The sequence below is a fragment of the Pseudomonas sp. MWU12-2037 genome (assembly GCF_023242345.1).
In the GTDB taxonomy this organism is placed as follows: domain Bacteria; phylum Pseudomonadota; class Gammaproteobacteria; order Pseudomonadales; family Pseudomonadaceae; genus Aquipseudomonas; species Aquipseudomonas gingeri_D.
This window is the reverse complement of record NZ_JALLIZ010000001.1, coordinates 417,813-441,020: the sequence shown is the minus strand read 5'-3', so window position 1 is coordinate 441,020 and position 23,208 is coordinate 417,813. Positions and strand designations below refer to the sequence as shown.

Here is a 23,208-nt window from a genome sequence, read left to right as displayed (position 1 = left end):
AGGTTTTGTGTTTGACTCGGACAATGTGGGAGCGGAGCTTGCCCGCGAAGCAGGCGACACGGTCCATCGCTCTAACGCCGACGCTTCATCAACCAGTACGCCGCCGGCAGCACCAGCATCGACAACAACGGCGCGGTGATCATGCCGCCAACCATCGGCGCGGCAATCCGCTTCATCACCTCGGACCCGGTACCGCTGCCCCAGAGAATCGGCAGCAGACCGGCGACAATCACCGCCACCGTCATCACCTTGGGCCGGACCCGCAACACCGCGCCCTCGCCGATGGCCTCCAGCAAATCGCCGTTCTCCTCCCGTCCGGCATCCAGACGCGCCGTCCAGGCATTCTTCAGATACAGCAGCATGATCACACCAAACTCCGCCGACACCCCGGCCAGGGCGATAAACCCCACTCCCGTGGCCACCGACAGATTGAAGCCCAACAGGTAGAGCAACCAGACACCGCCGGACAGCGCAAAAGGCAAGGTCAGCATGATCAGGCCCGCCTCACTGAAACGCCCGAAGGTCAGGTACAGCAGCACGAAAATGATCAGCAAGGTGGCCGGCACCACCCACATCAGACGGGCATTGGCCCGCTCCAGGAACTCATACTGCCCGGAATAGGACACCGTCATCCCGGCCTTGAGCCTCACCTGCTGCGCCACCTGTTGCTGCAGGTCACGAGCGGTCGACGCCAGGTCGCGGCCCCGGACATCCACATAGACCCAACCGGACAGCCGGCCATTTTCGCTGCGCAGCATGGGCGGCCCCGCGCTCACGCTGATATCCGCTACCGCACCGAGGGTGATCTGCTGCCCACTGGCGGTGAGCATCGGCAATTGCTGCAAGACCTGCGGGCTGTCGCGCCATTCCCTCGGATAACGCAGATTGATCGGATAACGGGCCACGCCCTCGACCGTCTCCCCCACCGTGCTGCCACCCACGGCACCGGACACCACCGCCTGCACATCGGCAATGCTCAGCCCGTAGCGGGCCGCCGCCAGGCGATTGATCCGGATATCGAGGTAGCTGCCTCCGGTCAGGCGTTCCGCCAGGGCCGAACTGATCCCGGGCACCTGCTTGGCGACCGCTTCGACCTGATGGGCGACCTCATCTATATCGGCCAGCGACGTGCCGGCCACCTTGACCCCGATCGGGCTCTTGATGCCGGTGGCGAGCATATCGATACGATTGCGGATCGGCGGCACCCAGAGATTCGACAGCCCCGGCACCTTGACCGCCTGGTCCAGCGCTTCGATCAGCTTTTCCGGGGTCATACCGGCGCGCCATTGCTCACGAGGCTTGAACTTGATGGTGGTTTCGAACATCTCCAGGGGGGCCGGATCAGTGGCGCTTTCCGCCCGCCCGGATTTGCCGAAGACATGCTCGACTTCCGGCACCGTGCGAATCATCCGATTGGTCTGCTGCAGCAACTCGCTGGCCTTGCTCGCCGGTAATCCCGGCAACGCCGAAGGCATGTACAACAGGTCGCCTTCATCCAGCGCCGGCATGAATTCCCCACCCAACTGGCTCAAGGGCCAGAGGCTGGAAAGGAAGATCAACAGTGCCAGCGCCAGGGTCAACTTCGGCCATTTCAGCACCGCATCCAACAGCGGGCGATAGGCCGCGATCAACCAGCGATTAAGCGGGTTCTGCTGCTCACTGGGAATATGACCGCGAATCCAGTAGCCCATCAGCACCGGCACCAGGGTCACCGACAACCCCGCCGCCGCCGCCATCGAATAGGACTTGGTAAACGCCAGCGGCCCGAACAACCGCCCTTCCTGGGCCTCCAGGGTAAACACCGGGAGGAACGACAAGGTGATGATCAACAGGCTGAAAAACAGCGCCGGCCCGACCTCCGCCGCGGCCTCGCCGATCACCCGCCAATGGGCCTCGCCTTGCAGCTTCTGGCCGGGATGGCGCAGTTGCCAGGCTTCGATATGTTTATGGGCGTTCTCGATCATCACCACCGCCGCATCGACCATCGCGCCGATGGCAATGGCGATACCGCCGAGGGACATGATGTTGGCGTTGACGCCCTCGATGCGCATCACGATAAAGGCCATCAACACCCCCAACGGCAGGGTGATGATCGCCACCAGGGACGAGCGCCAGTGCCAGAGGAACAGCAGGCACACCAGCGCCACCACTCCGAACTCTTCCAGCAGTTTGAAGCTGAGGTTGTGCACCGCCCGGTCGATCAGCTGCGAACGGTCGTAGGTGGTGATCAGTTCTACCCCGGGCGGCAGGCTGCCGCGCAAGCTGTCGATACGGGCTTTCACCGCCTGGAGGGTTTCATCGGCGTTCTTGCCGGAACGCAGGATCACCACGCCACCGACCGCCTCGCCTTGACCGTCCAGCTCGGCGATGCCACGGCGCATCTCGGGACCGACCTGGATCGTCGCCACCTGGCCGAGCAGCACCGGCACGCCTTGCGCCGAGGTTTTCAGCGGGATATTGCGAAAGTCCTCCAGGCTCTTCAGGTAGCCCGAGGCCCGCACCATATATTCGCGTTCGGCCAGCTCCAGTACCGAACCGCCAGCCTCCTGGTTGGCGCTCTTCAGCGCCTCGTTCACCTGCTGCTGGGTGATGCCGTAGACCACCATCTTCTGCGGGTCGAGCAGCACCTGGTATTCCTTGACCATGCCGCCGATAGTGGCGACCTCAGCCACATTGGGCACGGTCTTGAGCTCGTATTTGAGGAACCAGTCCTGGATCCCGCGCAACTGCGCCAGGTCATGCTGCCCGGTGCGGTCCACCAGGGCGTACTGATAGATCCAGCCGACACCGGTGGCGTCCGGGCCGAGGGTGCTGGTGACGCCCCGGGGCAAACGACCCTGGGCCTGGTTGAGGTATTCCAATACCCGCGAACGGGCCCAGTACAGGTCGGTGCCGTCCTCGAAAATCACATAGACAAAGGAGTCGCCGAAGAACGAGTAACCGCGCACGGTCTTCGCCCCGGGGACCGACAGCAAGGTGCTGGCCAACGGATAGGTGATCTGGTTTTCGACGATCTGCGGCGCCTGCCCGGGAAACGTGGTGCGCACGATCACCTGGGTGTCGGACAGATCCGGCAACGCATCGAGCGGCGTATTGCGCACCGACCAGATGCCCCAGGCAACGATAAACAGGGTCGCCAGCAGGATCAGGAACCGATTACCGATGGACCAATGGATCAGACGCTTGATCATTTCAGGCCCCCCATCGAGTCCATCGGCTCATCGGTGGGGACGATGCCTTGCAGACTGGCTTCCGAGTCGAGCAGGAACTGCCCGGAGGTCACCACCTTCTGGCCTTCGCTCAGGCCATCAAGCACCTCGATACGCCCACCGGACTCGCGGCCGATACGAATCTCCTTGGGCTGATAACGGCCCTCTTCCCGCGCCAGCATTACCAGGGTGCGCTTGCCCGTGCGGATCACCGCTTCGCTGGGCACCAGCAAGCTCGGGGTCGGATCGGGATCGGCGAGGCGCACGCTGGCGAACATGCCCGGACGCAACTTGCCGTCCGGGTTGGGCAACTGGCTGCGCACCGTCAGGGTCCGGTTCTGCGGATCAACACTGGGTAATACCGCCACCACCTTTGCGGCCAGCGTCTGTCCGGGATAAGCGGACAAAGCGACGGATACCGAAGCGCCCACCTGGACAGAAGTTGCCTGCGCCTCGGGGATCGCGGTATCGAGCCAGACACTGCCCAGCCCGTTGATCCGCGCCAGACTCATCCCGGCGGATACGCTCATGCCCGCGCGCACCTCCAGGCTTTGCAGCTCACCGGCAATCGGCGTGGTCATGGTCAGCAGCGGACGCACCGTGCGGGTCTTCGCCACCTGGGCGATCACTGCCTCGGGCATGCCGAGCAGTTGCAGGCGTTGGCGCGAGGCCTGGATCAAACGGCTGTCGCCGCTGGCAAGGACCGCGACGAACTCCAGTTGCGCGGCCGACCACTCGGGTATCAACAGATCCACCAGGGGCGCGCCGGTCGGCAGTACATCACCGGGCGCGCGGTCATAGACTCGCTCGACAAAGCCCGCCGCACGGGCTTGCAGATTGGCGATATCGCGCTGGTTGTAGCCCAGCGAACCGACGGCATCAAGACCGCCGGGCAGGCGTTCACGTACCACCGAGGCCGTGCGCATGCCGAGGTTCTGGGCCAGTTGCGGCGACACGCTGATGGACGAGGTGTCCTCGGCGCCATCGACATACTTGGGCACCAGTTGCATATCCATGAACGGCGACTTCCCCGGTGCATTGAAGTGCTGGGTCGGGTACATCGGGTCAAACCAGTACAGGGTCGGGCGTTCCTTTTTTGCGCCATCGGCCGCAGCGGACATCAGGGGCCCACCGTGGCCGAGCCAATAGCCACCAGCAACACCGAGTCCGGCCAGCGTGAGGGTCAACAGCGAGTAAGTGAGCTTGTTCATTTCAGGCCCTCGACATAGGCGTAGTACAGGCTGGCGGACAATTGGCTGAACTGACTCTGTTGGCTGACGCTGCGCAGCCGCGCCTCGATCAGATCGCGACGGGCGCCGATCACTTCGTTCAACGGGCTCTTGCCGGCCTTGTAGGAGGCCAATGAAAGCTCGGCGCGGCGCTCAGCCAGGGGAATCGCTGATTGTTGCGAGCGCTCCAGGGCTTTCTTCAAACGCTCAAGCTCGGCCAACCCGCTTTCCAGCTCGGCCTTGTGCTCACGCAACATGACTTCCTGTTCGGCCTCCCGCTGCTCGACCTCATGCTGCCGCGCATTGATCCGCGGCCCTTGGCGGGAACCGGTGAACAGCGGCAGGTCGAAGGTGAATTGCAGCGACGCCATGTCGCCGCCGAACTGTCGGTCACGGTGACCGTAGACCAGCTCGACGCCCCAGTCGGGCTTCTTCTGCGCGATGGCATCGGCCAGTTCGGCATTGGCTTCGCTGACCCGGGCCGTGGCGGCCTGCAGGTCCGGATGGCGCCCCAGGGTGTGCTGGGTATGCGGCAGGATCGGACCCCAGGTCGGCGGCCCGTCGACCAGAGGTTGATCGGCATCGGCCCCGATCCAGCGGCGCAGCTTGGCCCGGGCCATGGCGATGTTCTGTACCAGTTCGTCACGGCGGTCGGCAAGGGCCAGGGCTTCTTGATCAGCCTGGAGCAGATCGCCTGCCTGCGCGGTGCCGGCGGCGATACGCGACGGGGTGGTGTTGCGCAACAGCGCGACCTGATGGTCCAACTGATCGAAGTTTTTCACGCTGAGTTCGGCGTAATAGACATTCAGCCAGGCCAGCGCGGTTTGCCGCTTGACCTCCAGCAGCGAGGCCCGCCGCTCGGCTTCGGCGACGTCCACGCTGGCCAGCGCAAGCTGCTTGCGGGCCAGGCGCTTGTCGCTGTTGGGCACCTCCTGGCGCAGGCCGATCTGGCGCTCGGTCATCGAGTCGCCGTCAAAGGAATAACGCCCGGAACCCTGGATCGGCAGGTCCTGGATCCCCAGCATCAACTTGGGATCGGGCAACGCATCGGCGGGACCGACCGAGGACTGTGCCGACTCGACCTGCGCCAGGCGCGCAAGGTTTTCGGGGGCGGTGTTTTCGGCCAGGTGCTGGGCCCGCTCGAAACTCAGCGGCTCGGCCCTGACGGCCACCAGCGGGCTGGCGCCCAGGACAACAGCGATCACACCGGCCAATACGCGGTGTGAGGGAAGGAAAGCGAACATGCTTTCATCTCCAATGCAGGATCGACGCGTCCGCTGCAAATAGCGGTCGCGATGGCCCCTACGCCGCTTTGTGCAGGCGTGCGGGGATTCGGATCAAGGCATCAGAGGTAACGCGGAGGGCGCCACGGATCGGCCGGCGCCGACTGGAGCACGGCGGGCGCCTGCAGGGTAAGCGGGAGCGGCGGAACAGGGGTAAAGGTGCTGATCGTCAGGACCTGGACCAGTCCACCGATCTTGCACTCCTCGCCGGATTTGCAGGGCGACTTGGACGCGGCACCATGCTCCATATCATTACAGCAGGGGGCGCCGGTCATTTTCGACCCGGCGTGGTTCATCAACGGCATCGGGCAAGGTTCAGCAAAAGACGCGGCCGCGGCCACGCTGCCGAAGATCGGCAGCATCAGGCTGAGCACCAGGGTCAAGATCAGCTGAAACCTGAACATCGAGGACGCCAATGAAGAAGGGTTGCGGGAAAAGATACGCTACTTGAACGGTTGCAGGTTAAGTGAGCATTAATCTTCGTGCCGACGGCGCTTGCCTATGGGTTACTCGGCAACCGCCTGCAACACCCATCCACCTTCCTGCTCCACGATCAGGCCACAGGCCTGCAGCAGTGGGCGCAACCGGACGTGCAACTCCGGCTTAACGAACTCATGCACCTTGGACAAGTCCAGTAAACCTGGAACCTCCAGTTCGCTCTTGAAGAACGACAGCCAGGCCTTCTTCAGCACCAGGAGCACTTCGCTTGGGGTGGTCCTGGCGAACTGGCGGTTGACCACCTTGCCCAGTTCGAAGCTATGCTGGAAGGCATAGCCGGTTTCCACACCCGCGGCTTCCACACAGCGCAGGCATTTGCACGGCCCGTCGGCAAACGCCTGGAGCAGGAAGGCATTGAAGTCCGTCACGGGCTTGAGGGAGAGTCGCTTGTCCGTCTGAAACAAATCGTCCTGCAGTACCATTTCTTCCGTCATCGTGCCCTTCCTTAACCATAACTGCCCGCACCCGTTTGGAGCGACGGGTAAAAAGTCGCGAAGTTAATCCCTTGACTGCCTGATGTCAAAGCAGCGGGCAACCGCCGGTCCAGAGCTCCACCGCCAGCCCAATCGAGGCAAGCCTGGACATTCTGGATATTTCAACCAAGCTCCAGAGCGTTTTTTGCACCGGCCACCGAAAACCTGTCCGGGCAATGGCCAACCCCACACCCAGGAGCCGTCCATGAGTATTACCTTGCTCAACCAGACTCGATACCCTGCTATTTACCTCGTCCTAAAAGACCAAAAGGTCATTGTGAGGCAACTCGACGTCAACCCGCACGCCCGGGCGATCATTCCGGTGGACGACATCTATGAAGTTAGCGCCACCACCCTGATCGATGGCAACACCTACACTTCTGCTCCGATGACAGCTTCAGGCGGCATGGGTTTTCTGGCGCAAGTGCTGCAATCGCCCTCTCAAGAGGCTTATGACTTCGACATGGTCATGTTTCAAAACGTCGCCCCCAATCAACTGGCCTTTCAGAAAACCTGCCTCAACCCAGTGACCTTCACCATCAGCAAGAATGGCAAACCTCTGCAAAACATCGTAGTGACCAGTAGCTTCCAGACCCAGACGCTGGACATCAGCAACACCTTCTCGATCCATGCAGTGATCAACGGTGTCACCACCGACGAGGTGACGACCAGCAACCCCAAGGCGACCGTCACCGCCGTCAACGACACGGGTTTCGCCGGCTATTACTTACTGGAGGTCAGCTAAGCCGCCAGCAGCAACTTTCCCAACCTACCCTGGGGCTCAGGCCTCCTCGCGGACCACACCCTGCTCCTCGAGCAGGCGCACGAACATGCTCAAGCTTTGCGAGACCGTGCCCCGGCGCCACACCAGCCAGGTTCGCAGATAGCGCATGGACTCGGTCAGCGGCCAGACACTCACGGTGCTGCAGCCCGGCATGCTTTCCAGCATGCTGCGGGGCATCAGCGCCAGGCCGGCCCCGGCGCTCACGCAAGCGAGCATGCCGTGGTAGGACTCCATCTCATGGATCTTGCCGGGCACCGCGCCGTCCTTGGTAAACCAGCTTTCGAAATGGTGCCGGTAGGAACAGTTGGCGCGAAAGGCATAGATGCTCTCGCCGTTGACCTCGCGCGCACGCCGGACAGGCCCATGCTGCAGCGGCGCGATCAGCACCATCTCTTCCTCGAACGCCGGCACCCCCTCCAGCGCCGGATGCAACACCGGCCCATCGACAAACGCCGCCGCCAGGCGCCCGGACAACACGCCATCGATCATGGTCCCGGACGGGCCGGTGGACAGGTCCAGGTCAACCTTGGCATGGCGCTGGTTATAGGCCGCCAGCAGTTGCGGAATACGCACCGCCGCCGTGCTCTCCAGCGAGCCCAGGGCAAAGGCACCCTGTGGTTCCTCGCCGGCCACGGTGGCCCGCGCCTCGCCGACCAGGTCGAGGATGCGCCGGGCATAGTCGAGGAAACTCCAGCCCGCCGGCGACAGCCGCAGGCGACTCTTCTCGCGAATAAACAGATCCACCCCCAGATCCTGTTCCAACTGCTTGATCCGCGTGGTCAGGTTCGACGGCACCCGATGGATCTGCTGGGCGGCCGCACTGATGCTGCCGTGCTCGGCAACGGCTTTGAAAATCTCCAACTGGACCAGATCCAAGTCATTCTCCAATCGTGAACGATATGCTCACCATTATTCAGTTTCCAGAAAACTAACGCCACCGTAATCTGAGGCCATACCCACACAGCAGGACGGTGCCATGTCTTCGATTTCCAGCCTCACCCATGCCCTGTCGATCAATCCCGCCAACGGCGAGCAGATCGGCCACTACCCTTTCGAATCCGATTCGGCCCTGGATGCCGCCCTGTCCCGGGCCGCGGCCGGGTTTTCGCTCTGGCGCCGTACCGCGCTGGAACAACGCTCACAGGCGTTGCTCGCCCTGGCCCAGGCGCTGCGTGACAACGCCACGAAGATGGCCGAGATGATCACCCTGGAAATGGGCAAGCCCATCGCCCAGGCCCGCGGTGAAATTGAAAAATGTGCGCAGCTGTGCGTGTGGTACGCGGAAAACGGCCCGGCCATGCTCAGTGCCGAAGCGACCCAGGTGGAAGGCGGCAAGGCCCGTATCGAGTATCGCCCGCTGGGTCCGATCCTCGCCGTGATGCCATGGAACTTCCCAATCTGGCAGGTACTGCGCGGTGCAGTGCCGACGCTGCTGGCCGGTAACACCTTCGTGCTCAAGCATGCGCCCAACGTCATGGGCAGCGCCTACCTGCTGCTGGATGCCGTCAAGCGCGCCGGTTTCCCCGAAGGCGTCTTCGAAGTCATCAATGTCACCCCGGAGGGCGTTTCCCGGGCCATCGCCGACCCACGTATCGCAGCGGTCACCCTCACCGGCAGCGTACGCGCCGGCATGGCCATCGGCGCCCAGGCCGGTGCGGCCTTGAAGAAATGCGTGTTGGAACTGGGCGGTTCGGACCCCTTTATCGTGCTCAATGACGCCGACCTCGACGAAGCGGTCAAGGCCGCTGTGATCGGTCGTTACCAGAACACCGGGCAAGTCTGCGCGGCTGCCAAACGCTTGATTATCGAGCAAGGCGTAGTCGCAGCCTTCACCGAGAAGTTCGTCGAGGCCACCCGTCGCCTGGTGGTCGGCGACCCGCTGGCAACCGAGACCTATATCGGTCCCATGGCCCGCTTCGATCTGCGTGACGAACTGGATCAACAGGTCCAGGACACCCTGGCGCAAGGCGCGACCCTATTGCTCGGCGGCAAGAAGGCCGACGGCTCCGGCAATTTCTACGAGCCCACGGTATTGGCCGATGTCACCGACCAGATGACCTCGTTCAAACAGGAGTTGTTCGGCCCGGTGGCATCCATCATTACCGCGCGGGATGCCGAGCATGCGCTGGCGCTGGCCAATGACAGCGAATTCGGACTGACGGCAACCGTCTACACAGCGGATCTGGAGCTGGCCCGCAAGTTCGCTGGCGAGTTGGAAACCGGCGGCGTGTTCATCAATGGCTATAGCGCCAGCGACCCAAGGGTCAGCTTCGGCGGCGTGAAGAAAAGCGGTTTTGGTCGTGAACTGTCGCACTTCGGAGTCCGTGAATTCTGCAATGCGCAGACGGTTTGGCTGGATCGTCGCTGAGGATAAAAACCGCCCCTTATCCGCTTGCCCCCAAGGTGGGTGGCTCACAGGCCCCCACTTGTGGCACCAGATGGATATCGACCCGGCGGTTGGCGGTGCGTCCAGCTTCGGTGTCATTGCTGGCGATCGGCTGGCTGGCGGCGAAGCCCTGGACGGCAAAGCAACTGTCGGCGATGTCACCCATGCGCCGCATCCAGTCACGCACGGCGGAGGCACGAGCGTATGACAGCTGGAGGTTTTGCTCAGCGACGCCCGTCGAGTCGGTATGCCCGGCGATGACAATCAGCAATCCCGGCTGAGCCTTAATATCGTCCAGGGCATTGATCAGCACCTTGGTCGAATCTGGCTTGAGCTGCGCGCTACCGGCATCGAACAGTGACAGGCTGTCCAGTCGTAGCGGTTCGCGCACGCCTTCACTGTCCGGACCTGCCTGCCACTGCCGCCAACCGAGCCCACTGGCCAGGGCGAGCACGGCTGTCAACGCCAACAGCCGCAGAATACGACGCCTTCTGGTTTTCACCACGGGTATGGGAAGGGGTGGCAGGATCACAACGGGCCAGACCTGTGCCGGTTCCGTTACCCTGATCATCGGCTGCACGCTTTCAACCGATGCGTGGCTCCCCTCCAAACGCTGGATAAGGCGGGTTACCTGCTGACGCAGAGCCTGCAACGTGACCAGAGGAACTTGCGTCTGGCTCATCAATCGCTGATTCAAACGCTCCAGTTCAGCGTACAGACGAGCAAGATCTGGCACTTCACGCGAGGTCATCGCCAGACTGCGCAACAACGGCTGCAATTGCGCGAACAGCCAGGCCAGAATATCCAGGCGCACCGACGCCATCGGCGGCCACAAGCGCGCCCATTCGCCGCTGAGGGCCTCGATCAGCGCCAACCCTTGCACCATGCCTGCCAAGCCATGACATTGGCTGCGTGCCAGTACGTAAGCACACGCGCTTTGCAGCTCCGCGCCGTTGTGCTGGAACAGCGCCAGGCACAACTGCTCCACCTTGGCCCAGTCCACATCCGGACAGGCCGGGTGACTCAGTTTGGCCAGCTCATCACGCAGTGCCGTAAACTCGCCGAAGCCGCGCGGATCACCACCGACTCGAATATGCATTTCAAACAAAGCGGTTATCTCACCTCTCTTGCGTTACAGGCTCACGACTTGGCCAGATAGTTCTGCTGCTTCAAGTGACACACCAGCACTTTGCCCTCGGGCGCCACGGTCGTACCGAAAGTCAGCCGCTCGCCCCCTTTCAACTCCACGTCCAAGGCGTACTCCAGATGACCGGGTAGCCTCTGCGGCAACAGTCCGACATTGACCGCAAGCAGGCGCGGCTCGTACTTGAGCAAAGTCTCGGCCAGGGTATTCATCAGCCCGTGGGCGGTGGCCGGCAGTCCTTGCAGTATCTGGCCCATGTCCGGCAGGCCGTAATCCGGAAGATGACTGAGGGTGCCTGCCCTGCTGTTGAGGATACGTTGCAGATTGTCCAGCACCGACAGGGTCTGCTGGTCCTCTTCGCTGACGCGACACAGCTCCAGTTCGCCGTCGAAATTCTGCAGGAGCATTTCGTAGAGCGACGGATTCGGTTCGCTCATGGTTCAGTCCTTCGCCAGGGGCCGCAGGGTCAGCCGGTTGTCGCCCAATTCGAGTACCCGCGCCCGGTCCGGGTCCAGGTCGTCGCGGGCCAGGATCAGACGCCAGCTGTCCATCCGGGTATCGGGATCGCGGAACAACGCCACCACCGCGACGAACTGCGCGTCCTTGTGCAGGGGCACGTTCAATTGCGCGCCCTCCCCGGGTTTCACCACCACGGCCTGCTTGTCCAGCAGATCGGCACTCAACAGGCTGTCGTCATCGTTCAACAGACGGTCGTAGGCGGCCCGTTCCAGCACTCTGTTATCACGTAGCTGGTACACCCGCACCAGGGTCGGCACGGACAACCCGCGCATGTCCGTCGCATCGGCATTCGTCGCCGCGCGGCCACTAAAGTCCAGGTGCAGGGTTTTCACTTGTTTGTAGAAAATCGCCCTGGCCGTGGAAGAGCCGGCGTCCGCCACGGTCTGGGTCAGCCCGCAACCACCGAGCAATACGGCGAGCGCCACCAGCATCAATGAATTAAAAAAGGTACGTGACATGCTGTATCTCCCTGTTCCGGGGGTTGCTGTGCAGGCCTTCATATCGGCCCAGATTGATCGTCATGCTGTCATGCTGCGCAAACCGCCCGGCGTCGCCCCCCAGGCCCAGGACACCGGTCATGCCCAGCCGTACCGGTGCTCGCCCCAGCACCGGCTCCGGCAAACTGCGCACCGGTAGCGACAACTCCAGTTTCGCGGTGCAACGCCAGCCCAGGTACACCCGCAGCAGGACCAAGAGGTCATTGTGCAATGGGCTACCCGGCAACCAGCCTCGCGCCTCTTCCGGGTCCTCGGTAAATAGTGCCAGGTGCAACTGACTGTTGGCGTCGTGCCCGACACTGCCCAGTGGCGTACCCTGGGACAAGCTCACCGGGCGGCGGATGGAAAGACTGGCCGGCTGCGCGAGAGGAATTTTCTGCGGCCAGTGCGGGGTCACCCGTACCCGAGTGGCGGGGGCCAGTAGCTTGACCAACGCCGCGATGCCCTCGGCATTGCGGGTGGGCAGGCGCATCACGCCAAGCAGCGCCAGAAAGCGTGAGACCGGTGTGGCGATCTGCTCGGCGGTACCGGGAATCCCCAGGCCGATCAGACCCAGCAGGCACTGCGAGGTCGCATCGCTGCCGCCCGCTTCAAACGTGGCCGGATACGAGTACTTGCGCCAGATCCGGTAGAACTGGGTAAAGATCCGATGGTTGAAAATATCGAGGAAAGCTTCCAGTGCCTCATGCCCTTCCCGACGTTGGGCGATATCGTCCAGAAACGCCGTCGGCAACGGCGAGTCGACACCGTACAAACCGAGCAGCCGGGTGCGCACCGTGGCCGGGCGTTGCGGATGCGCCTCATCGGTTTCAATGGTCTTCAGTTCACCGGCAGGAAATCCCATGCCAGGGTCAGGTCGAAACCGTACCGGGTCATCCGCCGGGTGCGCGGTGCTGCCCAATGGCGGGTGATTCGGCATGACCTGTTCCAGCAGTTGGCAGAAGCGATACAGACTGGCCTCGGCCACCCGCCCCTCCAATGTTTCCAGCAAACCGCTGGCCTTCAGCCGGGAATACGCTGACTGTGGTTCTCGTTCCATCGCAGGCACTTTCCGGTAGGTTGCAGGATCAGCGTGAGCTGGGTGAACAAATGAATGTCGGCGTAAAGGGCAAAAAAACGATTGAGCATTTCGCCGAACAGGCTGATATCACCCTCGCCGGAAAAACCATTGGCATCCAGGGTGATTTCGATATCCACGCCACGCAGCAGAAAGCCTTTCTCGAAGCGCTGGACCAGGTGGTGACTGACCTCGATGATCGCCGCCAGGCGACGTCGATTCAGCTCGCTGCCCGTCCAGTCGTACAGCGCCAGGGTGCCGCGCAGCACCTCGGCGTTGTCGAGCATCGGCAGGAAGTTCGACCCCAGGTGGCTGAGCACGCGCCAGTGGAAACGGTCGCGGTTCGGCGGGTAGCACGGCAAGGTCGGCGCGCACAGGTTGCGTACCCGCAACCCCGTCTGGGTGGATTGCACCAGGGTATCGAGCAAGGTGCTTTGCAGCGCCTTGCGCGGCAACTGGCCGTGGGTGCCGGTCAACTGCAATGACAGCCTTTCACTCCCGTGCAGCCGATCCTTGTCAAAGCCCTCGCCCCCCAGGATCAGCCACGTGTCATGCAGCCCATTGGCGGCCCGCTTCAAGCGCGTATGGAAGTAACACTCGGGGGCTTCGTCGCGCAGCATGCCGCCCTTGTGGCGAAAGCTGGTAAACGGCACATAGTCCTTTTTCTCCGCGTTCTTCGAGGCCGTGACCCGGTCCACCGAATAGATTTCGGTATGACCGTCCTGCAAGCGCATGGGCCGAAGCAGGTAATCTGTTTGCAAGGGCGTCAGGGTCAGTGGGTCGGCGTCCAGCGGGAACAGGTTGATGACTGGCACGGCATGCAGACGAAGGTGTTCGGCGCCGAGATCGAACTCATGTGGCCACGCCTCGCGAAGCACCACGTCGAGTTCGAACCAGGGTGTACCCACGGCGATGCTCAGTTGCTCCAATCCACAGAGGGTCACGAACATGAACTTCTCGCGGAAGGTGAAGTACTCCAGCAGCAACTGATAACCACTGAAAGCACTGTCACCCTTGGGCCACAGGCGATCTTCCTCGGCGAACCCCTTGGGCGCGAAATGACCGTCCAGCACCTGGCGGTCCGTCTGCCCCGGCAAGCGCACATACAGCGCCTGGGTATTGAGGGTCAGTGCCTGATGCAGCGCACTGGCCAGCGGGGCATCGGCATTCAGGTACAGCGGCAGGCGGCTCAGGTCGAGTTGACTCAAATCCGTCAAGGCACCGCAGGAAAAACGCAAACGCAGCAACGAGCGACCGTCCGGCTCATGGGTCGCTCGCACGGATTCCAGGGCCAGCGGCTGCAGCATCAGGTTCTGGGTGGTGGTGTAGCGGCAACGGGTGCGCTGCGGACCGATGGGTTGCGAGAGCACCTCAAAGCCCTGTGCGATCAGTTCACTGTCTTTCATCTGCGCAAGCTCGGGCACCAGTTCGATGATCGAGAGCGATGGAATCGTGCGCAGGTAATGCGGCCAGAGCAGACTGACCAGACCTTCGGTCAGCTCCGGCAGGTCATCGTCGAGCTTCTCGCGCAGCCGCCCCATCAGGAAGGCAAAGCCCTCGAACAGACGCTCCACATAGGGATCATGCGCCCCCGGTTTATCCAGGTTCAGTTGCGCCGCCCGATCCGGGAAAGCTTGCGCAAACTCCTTGCCGGCCTCGCGCAGGTAGCGCATCTCGGCGTCGAAGTAACGCAGTGTCAGATTGTCCATGCTCAAAAAAAGAATCCTGATAAATGAGATTTAGCCGCAGAGCACTGCGGCGCGCACCGGGTCAATGGCCACCAGCGCCGCCAGCAACGCCTCCATCCGCCGGGCCAGGGTGTTTTTGTCCGCATCGTTGCGCTGCGCTTTCAAGCGCAGCAGCTTGAGCAGACGGGCCTTGATCTCGAAATTCAGCTCAGGCTCCCACTCCGTCAGCACCTGGCGCTGGGCGATGGCATCCAGTTCGCCCAATAGATGGATGGCCAAATCGCTCTTGCCGTGTTGTTCCGCCACCCGGGCCATCAGCAGGCGCAGCAGCCAGCGCTGGCGCCCGGACTGAATGCCGGGGCGCGCGGCCAACCAGGCCAGCGCCGCCTCCACGCCGTCGCTGTCGGCCTGGGCAATGGCCTCACCCTCCAGTGAAAGGATTTCGGCATCACCCGTTGTCGGGGCAAGGATCGGGGCCGGTAACCACTGCTGCGAGCGATTGCCACTGACGTGCTGGCTGATCCACTCGCGGGTGGTCTCGTCGGCAAAGGGTGTGCCGTCGCTCCAGCACAACACTTCCAGGCCCGGCAGACGCTCGAGGAACATGCCCAGGTCGCGTTGGGTAATAGCGGCCCAGTTGTTCTGCGGCGCGGGCTGCTTGCTCAGCGCCTGATACAGGTACCACTGCAGGTCCAGCCAGAAATGGTTCACGCCCTCGGCGTAGATCCGCTCGACCTGATCGAGCAATTCAGCCCAGCTCTGCTGCAGGTACAGGCGCTTGAGTTGCGCTCGATAGTCGCCGCGCGGCGGCATCAGACGGGTATTGCCGTTGGCGTCCTGCGGCGGAGCCTGATGCACGGTGTCCCAGCGCAGGCTCTTCATCAATCGATGGGCCGCCAGCCAACCCTGGGGTTGCTCGCGTAGATAACCGGCCAGGGCGCGACCACTGTCCAACAGATCGCGGCCGGATTTTATGGTCGTGGCGGACAACTCGGCCGTATGCGCGCTCGACTCATGACGAGCACTGTTCTGCGGCACCAGCGCGTCCACGCCACCGGACTGCGCCAGCCGGGCCGACAACCTGGCATACAGGGCGCCCAGGGCCGGGCGCCGATCCTGCGGCCACGCGCTCAGACCACGCTCCAACCAGGCCAACGCCGCCGCCGTGCGCTCGGCCTCGATCTTCACCACCTCCGGGTACAGCGACAGACTGTCCAGCACCTTGCTGCTGGCCAGCCACTCCAGGGCCATCTTGCGGCTATTGGGACGCGCCGGCAGCACCTCGCCGGCGAAGCGTTCCACCAACGCAGCCAGCAGACTCAGGCCGTCGGCCAGCCCCGCCTCGCCCTCCTTCTGCAAGCGGGCCCACAGGTAATAGGTGGCTACGCGCAAATCCTTGCAGGTGTGCACGAGCAGCTTTTCCGCCAACTGGACCACCAACTCGGTATCCGCCCCGGACAGTTTGTTGACCTCTTCACGCATACGCTGGAAGTCATCGTCATAACCGGGGTCCTCCCCTACCGGCGCATCCGCGCTGATCGGCTGCAGCCAGGGTTGCCAGCGGGCGGCCTGTTCATGGGCAAGGGACAGGGCATCACGCGCGCCCAGGCAACGGGCAATCAAACTCTGCAAGCTCATTCGAAACTCCCATTCCGTACATAGGGTTCTGTCGCCCCGCTCTCGCTGAGGAATATCTGCGTCGGCAACCGGAAGCCCCTCAGTTTGAGCAAGGCCAACGGCCCCGCGCCCAGCTCGGTGCGCAGGTGCCAGGTCAGGTCCAGGCCGTCGGGGGCTTTGAGGACCATGCGATAGCGGCTGTCACCATCGTCCAACGGCGTGATCTGAGCCTTCTCCAGCAAACGGATCAACCCCCAGGTACCCGGGTAGTCACCGAACAGGCGCTCACCGGCATGCACGCTGGTCCAGCTCAGGCTGACGCCCGGATAGTCGCTGCCGCCCGGCCAGTTGAAACGTTGCCAGCCTTCCTTCTGGTTGAAGTAGTGGTGCTTCTCGCCATTAAGAACGAAGGTGGTCTGCACCACATCACGCACCGCTTTGCCCTGCAATTCGAAACTCAGGCCCAGGCCGCCGTCGGTGTAGAGCACGTCGGACAGGTGACTGAGTTGGTTGATCGCGGTCAGGAACTGCGGGTTGAAGCGCAAACCCTGGCTATGACTGGGATCGACCACCCAGCGACTGCCTTCCTTGCGCAGTACCCCGCCCAGTTGACGCTGCAAGAACTGCTCGATGCGCCCGGAGTCGGAACGGATCATCTGCCCCAGCATCGGCAACGAGACGTCGCTGGTGGTGGCGGCAAAGGGGTAGCGGCTGGCAAAGGCGCTGTGCCAGTTGTCAACGATCGCACGCTGCCACTGACTGTTCAGGCCCGCCGCCGAGGGTTGCAGGACCCGTTGCCAGGCCTGCTCCAGCGGCTGTACGAAGAGGGTCTGGCCGACGCCGTCCCATTCCGCCCCCAGACTGGCGGCAATCAGGCTGCCATAGGCCTGGGTGTCGGTCAGCTCGATGCTCTTGCCCTGGAACACGGTCTGCGCCAGGGCCTGGGTCATGGCCTGCGGATCGGGGGCGTTACTGACCTGCTGCAATTTCAGGCGCACGCGGGTCACCTGGGTGAGGAAGGCCTGCAGGCTCAGGCGGTCAGTGCCGTTCTGGCCCTCGGGGTCTTTGCCCAACAAGGCCAATAATGGGCCGAAGGTGGCGTCCAGCGGGCTGCCCGGGCCTTGCACCAGTTGGTCGATGACCGGCACCTTGTCCTGTGCCATCAGCTTTTGCGCGGACTGGAGCAGCGAGTCGGCCAAGGCCTGGCGGCGGGTGCCGGCCTGGCCCTGGTAGGCCAGGGTGTTCATCAGGGCGATCAGCGGCGACTGGCGGATATCGCTCATCAGGGTCAACTGGTCGATCACCCCGCCCAGGCTATCGGCCGGATGCCAGCGCAGGCTGTTGAGGAAGTCCAGCCAGACCCCGGCGTACTCCTGGAAGTAGCGTTCGGTAAGGCGTTCCCGGAGCAGGTCCGGGGTCAGCTCGGGGGCGATATTGGTGGGTTTGTCGCTGAGGACCCAATCGATTTCCTCGCGGCGCGCCTGGGCGATGTCGTCGATGGCCTGACGCACCTGACCTTCCCAGGCCTGGCGGGTGAACACGCCCGGGACCGTGGCGGTGGTGGAAAACAGTCCCTGGGTAGCGCTCTCGCCGAGCATCTGGTGCAGGTTCAACGCCGGGTAGTGCGGGGCCGCCGTGTCGAGCACCTGCTGGTACAGGCTGGCTTCGGCATTGCGCTGGCCCATCTGGTTGAGCAGGATCTGCCGGGCCTGGGTGATCAGCAACGGGTCGACCTCGATACGCCAGGCCGGGTGGGTGGCCAGCTGTTCGGCATAGAATTGCCACAGGTTGGGCGCCAGGCCTTGCCAGAGGCCCGGAGAAAAATCGGCGCGCAGCGGTTCGGCGTCACCCAGGACCTGGGCCAGGAAGCTGGCATCGACTTTCTCCGGATGGGCCATCATCAGGTAGGCCTTGATCTGGGCGTAGGCCTCCTGGGCTCGCTTGATACGCTCGGGACTGTCCGGGGGCAATTTGACCAGGGCGCTGAGCCGGGCTTTCAGGTTGGCCGCCGCCGGGTCGCGCATCAGCCGGTTGTTGGCCTCGACATAACGTGGCCACAGGGTGTCGAGCAAGGCTTGATTCTGGTTCAGGCCGAAGCGTTGGTACCAGGGCACGCCGTGCTCGGCGCGATAATCCAGGCGGGCCAGTTCGCGGACCAGTTCGTTCAACGCTTGAAGTTGCTCATCGCCTGACGACGACTGCTGCAAAGCCGTCAATGAGGTTTGCACCTGGGCGATCTGCGCACGGTTGCTGGCACCGGACAACAGCATTCCGGCACCCCACACCAGTGCCAGGCCCAGGATAAAAACATAACCGATGCGCGTGGCCGGCCAGCCCAGGCGGCGGTCGGGGCGGGCCTTGTCATCGACAATGCCCCGCCAGGCCGGGGTCGGCGGCCAGACATGCTCATGCTCGACGTCGACGCGCTGCAGCGGCAGGCTGAACCACAGCCCCCGCAGGGGCACACCACGGGCGAACTCACCGATCAAGGGTACGAGTGCCTGCAGCCAACGAGTAATACCTTCGGCCTGAAGATCGCGGGATAGACGCAGCAGGAAGTCATGTGCCATGACCTCTTGCATCTGCTCCAACCCTTCCAAGCGCAGCGGCTCCAGCAACCCCTTGAGGCGGGCTTCCAACTCCGGAGCGTTGAATTCTGCGGGCAACAGGCAACCGATCGACTGAGACTTACGTTTGGCCTGCGACCACTCACTGGCGCAGACTTGCCACAGGTGCAGCGGCAACTGCCAGTGCAACTGACGGGCCAAGGCTTGCAGGTGACGCACGCCGGTACGCATGGCGGCGGTGTCACTGCTCTGCTCTTTGTCCAGTGCCCAGACCACCCCGTCCAAGGCGCGCCAGCGGCTCAAACCGCGCCATTGCTCAAAGGCCTTCAGTTCGGTCTGCACGCTACCGCCCCAGAGCAGGACCGTATCCTGGCCCTCCAGCCACTGCTGTTTGGCCAGGCCCGGCGCCATGGCTTCGATGTGTGCCGGTTCACCGACCACCAATAGCAAACGGACCTTGCGGCGCCAGAAGGGGCCGTAGCGCTGGTGGAGGTGAGCACGCAGCTTTTCCCATACGTGGGCTTCGCCCTTTGCAGGCGCGGAAGTCGGCGTACTCAGGTTGTTCCCCATAAGGTGCCGATACGACAAGCCGCCTACCTTACGCCTCACTAATTGGAAGCCAGCCACCACTGCCAGAACCATAAAGGTAAAACCCGCGGTCACCAGCCACCCGGTAGCTTGCTCATCTCGACCCAACCGCATGCCTGGCACTGCAGGCGACCACCAAACCACTAGGCATACGGATATCGCCGCCAGTAATACCAGACCGACCAACACCCACAACCACGAACGACGACTGCTCATCAGATTTCCCTAGATCACGGAGGGCGGCATGACCACCGAGCACCACAGCCGCAAATCGGCGGTGCTCTCTCCACTGAAAATGAAGTTCGGCTTACCCTCTCCGCGGATCGACTCCACGGCGGCAGCTATGGCCACCCAGGGTGCCGCGCACCCTGGATGACCCAGGGAGCCCCCCAAGTCATGCAAACCTTGTTTATGCTCAAGCAGTATCGGAGTTTCGCTAAGTGCCATGGTGATGGCCGTCATGCGGGTCGAGTCGGCCCCCACTGCCCAGACGTGCCCAATGGACGATGCCTGCACCGGCACCCAATCCAGGGCTTGGCGCGTGGCGCGGAGCAAGCCCTCGGAGGTTGGCTCGCGCTCCTGCTCAGGACGATGCAGACAAGCCATGGGCTCCAGCATGGTTTGCGTCAGAGGGTTACCAAACAACAAACCCACGACCGCTTCGGCAGTGCCTTGCGCTTCAGAAGGAGCGAGCTGAAACGCCACCACCAGCAACAACGCCTGATCGTGGATGCGCTCATCCAGCCAGGCATCCACCACCGATAGTCCACTGCCTTCGACCCGCGTGACCGTCTGGCGGATGCCAGACTCGGCCCAGACTGCTTGCCACAGTTCGCTCAGCACGTTCTCGGCGACACCGCTGTTCATCTCCAACAGCAGAGCCAGCGGCCTATCCTCCGACAGTGTCTCCAATACCTCGCCGATCTCGCTCAACACTTGCAGCAACACCCGCCGCGGCAACGTATCTGGCAATTCGCCCTGTTCATGCGGCAAACGGCTGTGACGAATCCCCTCTTCACTGGCCTGCCAGGCAGCTTGAACATTCAAGGCCTTCGTGCCGTTCTGCAAAGCATCCCGTTGGGCTTCGGCGTTCTCGACACCCCGCTCACGCAATGCGGTATGCAGGCTGACCGCCAGCACTTGCTGCGAACGACGCCCCCGACGCATTTTCTGAATCAGATCCGCCTCGCGCTCGTCATTCCAACCATCAACCACACTCGAATCGCCGAGATACGCCGTCACACGTACAACGCTCAGTGCGCACCAGAGCAGAAACGGTATTCCCAGCGCGATAAGCCAAAACTGATTCGACTGATGAGTAAAGGTGTCGCCCGCCAACCACAGGGTCAGGCCCAGGCCCGACAGCAACAGCATGGCCAGCAAAAGCAGCCAACGCCACGCACGCGGCGCGGATGGGGCCACCATGAGAGGGGGGATCTTGTCCAATTTGACCGGCACGAGTCAGCTCGCTGTCGCATTGGGCAAGGACGAAATCAGCGCGCAGCCACAGGCGCATAGATGTCCTTGAAAGGCGACGGGTATACCGTTGTCACGGAAAGTCGGGTGCCCCTCGGAAATCAGCGTCCTGCCATGTCCACGCCTTGGGCAATTGACCGGATCCCCCTGCCGGGCCACGCCAATACCGCCAAAGCGCATCGCCGTAGAACCCGATAACACCGTACCGCCACCGCTGGTGGTGTCGCCAATGCGAATAATCCCTCTCATTCGGGTTCCCCCGACAGGGCTGTGATACAGGCTCCGTCCCGGCTAATGAACTGCGCTTCGCGCTCTGGCCAGGTGTACAGCTCGTCCGGTTGGCCTTTTGGGAAAAAACCTTGCTCCGGGACGTCGATAAATTCGCCTGGCACTCGACGGATCAGCGTCCAGCCGGTTTCGGCCCACTGGCTTTCCTTCCAGTCGTAAGCACGCTTGCCGGTATCGGGATGTACCCAAGTGCTACGCCTGACGCCGCGCCGAACTTTCTTCCCTCCCTCAGTCCACTCAGTCGGGTATAGAAGATGGGCCGCCGCAAAATCCACATCCGGCAAATAGATACCGATTTGCTTGGGACGTTCGTCTTTCTCTATGCGCACACTTGGGTCCAGCACATATCGAGGAATGCGTCGGGGCAATTCAGACACTTGATATAGACCACCCTGTCCGTTATAGGTCAAGGATCCTTCGCGCCAGGCCCCAGTAGTGTTCCCCAGCCGGTCATCCAGTTTGGTAGCCCGGTCACCCGTTAGCGAGATACGCTGTTGCTCTTCCTCGGTCATCCAGCCATCCCAAAACTCACGGATGCCACGATTATTCTCGCGCATGGCATAACCTGCTTTGAAGGCCAACGGGTCACTATCAATACGCTGGATATACGCCTTGATATAAAAAGCCCGATCAGGTCGAATATTGGGTAGCACACAGTTCCCCCAGACCACATCGCCTTGCTGCCACTGCGGCTTGTTGCGCTGACGGGGGTCCAGTTGCGTTTGAACGCGGGCATAGGCCGCTTCGTGGGCATCGATCCAGTCGATAATTGCATCGCGAGTGGCCGCGAAGTGTTCAGGAGAACTGAAGGTTTCCAGCAGGTAACATTCCAACGGATGCAGAACGGCCATTTCAACGCTCCTTGTTGGGTTCAATGCACGAGCCGCCATCGACACGCTCGATCAGCGTCCACCTCACCGACTGTTCATCCTTGTGCGGCAAACGCTGACCTTGTTGCAGATTGAGATACTCAAAACCTTGGCGGCCGAAGGTTGACCATTTGCCGCTATGTGCTGCAGGTTCTCCCGACTGAGCCGTGATAAAGGTTCCGTCCCTATTAATGAACTGCGCTTCGCGCTCGGGCCAGGTGTACAGCTCGTCCGGCTGGCCTTTTGGGAAAAAGCCTTGCTCCGGGACATCAATGAATTCACCTGGCACTCGGCGGATCAACGTCCAGCCGGTTTCGACCAGTTCATCCTCCTTCCAGTCATAAGCCCGCTTGCCGGTATCAGGATGTACCCAAGTACTACGCCTGACACCACGCAAGACTTTCTTCCCTCCCTCGGTCCACTCAGTGGGATACAGAAGATGGGCCGCTGCAAAATCCACATCCGGCAAATAAATACCGATTTGCTTGGGACGTTCGTCTTTCTCTATGCGCACACTTCGGTCCAGCACATATCGAGGAATGCGTCGGGGCAATTCAGACACTTGATATAGACTACCTTGCCCGTTATAGGTCAAATGACCTTCATCCCACCCTTCCGTTGTGCCCTCCAGACGCTTATCCAGTTTGGTCGCCAAGTCACCCGTTAGCGAGATGCGCTGTTGCTCTTCCTCGGTCATCCAGCCATCCCAGAACTCACTGATGCCACGATTATGGGAGCTCATGGCACAACCCGCCTTGAAAGCCAGCGGGTCATTATTAATACGCTGGATATAGGCTTTGATATAAAAATCCCGACTAGGTCGAATATTGGGTAACACACGACTCCCCCAGACCACATCGCCTTGCTGCCACTGCGGCTTGTTGCGCTGACGGGGGTCCAGATGCGCTTGCACGCGGGCATAGGCCGCCTCGTGGGCATCGATCCAGTCGATAATTGCATCGCGAGTGGCAGCGAAGTGGTCAGGGGAGCTGAAGGTTTCCAGCAGGTAACATTCCAGTGGGTGTAGAACGGCCAT

At 62.2% G+C, this 23,208-nt stretch carries 19 protein-coding genes; 2 read left to right on the top strand and 17 right to left on the bottom strand.

Annotated features, from left to right (window positions below; all coding sequences use genetic code 11):
- Positions 1 to 71: 71 nt before the first annotated feature.
- The 5 genes from M5B42_RS01980 to M5B42_RS01960 form a co-directional block, all read right to left on the bottom strand.
- Positions 72 to 3,191 (bottom strand): efflux RND transporter permease subunit, encoded by a 3,120-nt coding sequence (locus tag M5B42_RS01980; protein WP_248744879.1) that lies wholly within the window; start codon positions 3,189 to 3,191, stop codon positions 72 to 74.
- Positions 3,188 to 4,420, bottom strand: a complete 1,233-nt coding sequence (locus M5B42_RS01975; RefSeq protein ID WP_248744878.1) for an efflux RND transporter periplasmic adaptor subunit — start codon at positions 4,418 to 4,420, stop codon at positions 3,188 to 3,190. The genes M5B42_RS01980 and M5B42_RS01975 overlap by 4 nt, the downstream gene beginning before the upstream one ends.
- On the bottom strand, positions 4,417 to 5,682 hold the full coding sequence (locus M5B42_RS01970; RefSeq protein WP_248744877.1) for a TolC family protein: 1,266 nt from the start codon (positions 5,680 to 5,682) through the stop codon (positions 4,417 to 4,419). The genes M5B42_RS01975 and M5B42_RS01970 overlap by 4 nt, the downstream gene beginning before the upstream one ends.
- A 101-nt stretch (positions 5,683 to 5,783) precedes the next feature.
- Complete coding sequence (locus M5B42_RS01965; RefSeq protein ID WP_248744876.1) at positions 5,784 to 6,125, bottom strand: hypothetical protein; 342 nt, start codon at positions 6,123 to 6,125, stop codon at positions 5,784 to 5,786.
- A 102-nt stretch (positions 6,126 to 6,227) separates the two neighbouring features.
- Positions 6,228 to 6,653 carry a hypothetical protein gene (locus M5B42_RS01960; protein WP_248744875.1) on the bottom strand — a complete coding sequence of 142 codons (426 nt, stop codon included), beginning with the start codon at positions 6,651 to 6,653 and terminating at the stop codon, positions 6,228 to 6,230.
- Between the two features lie 244 nt (positions 6,654 to 6,897).
- Between M5B42_RS01960 and M5B42_RS01955 the strand changes: the two genes are divergently transcribed.
- Complete coding sequence (locus M5B42_RS01955; protein ID WP_248744874.1) at positions 6,898 to 7,437, top strand: hypothetical protein; 540 nt, start codon at positions 6,898 to 6,900, stop codon at positions 7,435 to 7,437.
- A gap of 36 nt (positions 7,438 to 7,473) precedes the next feature.
- On the opposite strand, the gene M5B42_RS01950 is transcribed toward M5B42_RS01955, so the two are convergent.
- Positions 7,474 to 8,352, bottom strand: coding sequence for a LysR family transcriptional regulator (locus tag M5B42_RS01950; protein WP_248744873.1), 879 nt, complete (start codon positions 8,350 to 8,352; stop codon positions 7,474 to 7,476).
- A gap of 100 nt (positions 8,353 to 8,452) precedes the next feature.
- Between M5B42_RS01950 and M5B42_RS01945 the strand changes: the two genes are divergently transcribed.
- Complete coding sequence (locus M5B42_RS01945; RefSeq protein ID WP_248744872.1) at positions 8,453 to 9,844, top strand: aldehyde dehydrogenase family protein; 1,392 nt, start codon at positions 8,453 to 8,455, stop codon at positions 9,842 to 9,844.
- Between the two features lie 16 nt (positions 9,845 to 9,860).
- On the opposite strand, the gene M5B42_RS01940 is transcribed toward M5B42_RS01945, so the two are convergent.
- From M5B42_RS01940 to M5B42_RS01890, 11 genes are read right to left on the bottom strand one after another with little or no spacing between them, the layout of a single operon-like run.
- Entirely contained in the window at positions 9,861 to 10,979 is a 1,119-nt protein-coding gene (locus tag M5B42_RS01940; RefSeq protein WP_248745010.1) for an OmpA family protein, read from the bottom strand.
- A 23-nt stretch (positions 10,980 to 11,002) separates the two neighbouring features.
- Positions 11,003 to 11,443 (bottom strand): type VI secretion system baseplate subunit TssE, encoded by a 441-nt coding sequence (gene tssE / locus M5B42_RS01935; protein ID WP_248744871.1) that lies wholly within the window; start codon positions 11,441 to 11,443, stop codon positions 11,003 to 11,005.
- Positions 11,444 to 11,446: 3 nt separating this feature from the next.
- Positions 11,447 to 11,983: a type VI secretion system lipoprotein TssJ gene (tssJ, locus tag M5B42_RS01930; RefSeq protein ID WP_248744870.1), complete on the bottom strand. Its 537-nt coding sequence runs from the start codon at positions 11,981 to 11,983 to the stop codon at positions 11,447 to 11,449.
- A complete protein-coding gene (gene tssG / locus M5B42_RS01925) occupies positions 11,964 to 13,061 on the bottom strand; it encodes a type VI secretion system baseplate subunit TssG (protein ID WP_248744869.1) in 1,098 nt (365 codons plus the stop codon). Before tssG ends, tssJ begins: the two co-directional genes overlap by 20 nt.
- Entirely contained in the window at positions 13,025 to 14,794 is a 1,770-nt protein-coding gene (tssF, locus tag M5B42_RS01920; protein WP_248744868.1) for a type VI secretion system baseplate subunit TssF, read from the bottom strand. The genes tssG and tssF overlap by 37 nt, the downstream gene beginning before the upstream one ends.
- Positions 14,795 to 14,818: 24 nt before the next feature.
- Positions 14,819 to 16,405 carry a type VI secretion system protein TssA gene (gene tssA, locus M5B42_RS01915; protein WP_248744867.1) on the bottom strand — a complete coding sequence of 529 codons (1,587 nt, stop codon included), beginning with the start codon at positions 16,403 to 16,405 and terminating at the stop codon, positions 14,819 to 14,821.
- Positions 16,402 to 19,755 (bottom strand): ImcF-related family protein, encoded by a 3,354-nt coding sequence (locus M5B42_RS01910; protein ID WP_248744866.1) that lies wholly within the window; start codon positions 19,753 to 19,755, stop codon positions 16,402 to 16,404. Before M5B42_RS01910 ends, tssA begins: the two co-directional genes overlap by 4 nt.
- Positions 19,756 to 19,764: 9 nt before the next feature.
- Positions 19,765 to 20,997, bottom strand: coding sequence for a hypothetical protein (locus tag M5B42_RS01905; RefSeq protein WP_248744865.1), 1,233 nt, complete (start codon positions 20,995 to 20,997; stop codon positions 19,765 to 19,767).
- A 3-nt stretch (positions 20,998 to 21,000) separates the two neighbouring features.
- Positions 21,001 to 21,264: a PAAR domain-containing protein gene (locus tag M5B42_RS01900; RefSeq protein ID WP_283099652.1), complete on the bottom strand. Its 264-nt coding sequence runs from the start codon at positions 21,262 to 21,264 to the stop codon at positions 21,001 to 21,003.
- Entirely contained in the window at positions 21,261 to 22,154 is an 894-nt protein-coding gene (locus M5B42_RS01895) for a hypothetical protein (protein WP_248744864.1), read from the bottom strand. Before M5B42_RS01895 ends, M5B42_RS01900 begins: the two co-directional genes overlap by 4 nt.
- Position 22,155: 1 nt before the next feature.
- Complete coding sequence (locus tag M5B42_RS01890; protein ID WP_248744863.1) at positions 22,156 to 23,208, bottom strand: hypothetical protein; 1,053 nt, start codon at positions 23,206 to 23,208, stop codon at positions 22,156 to 22,158.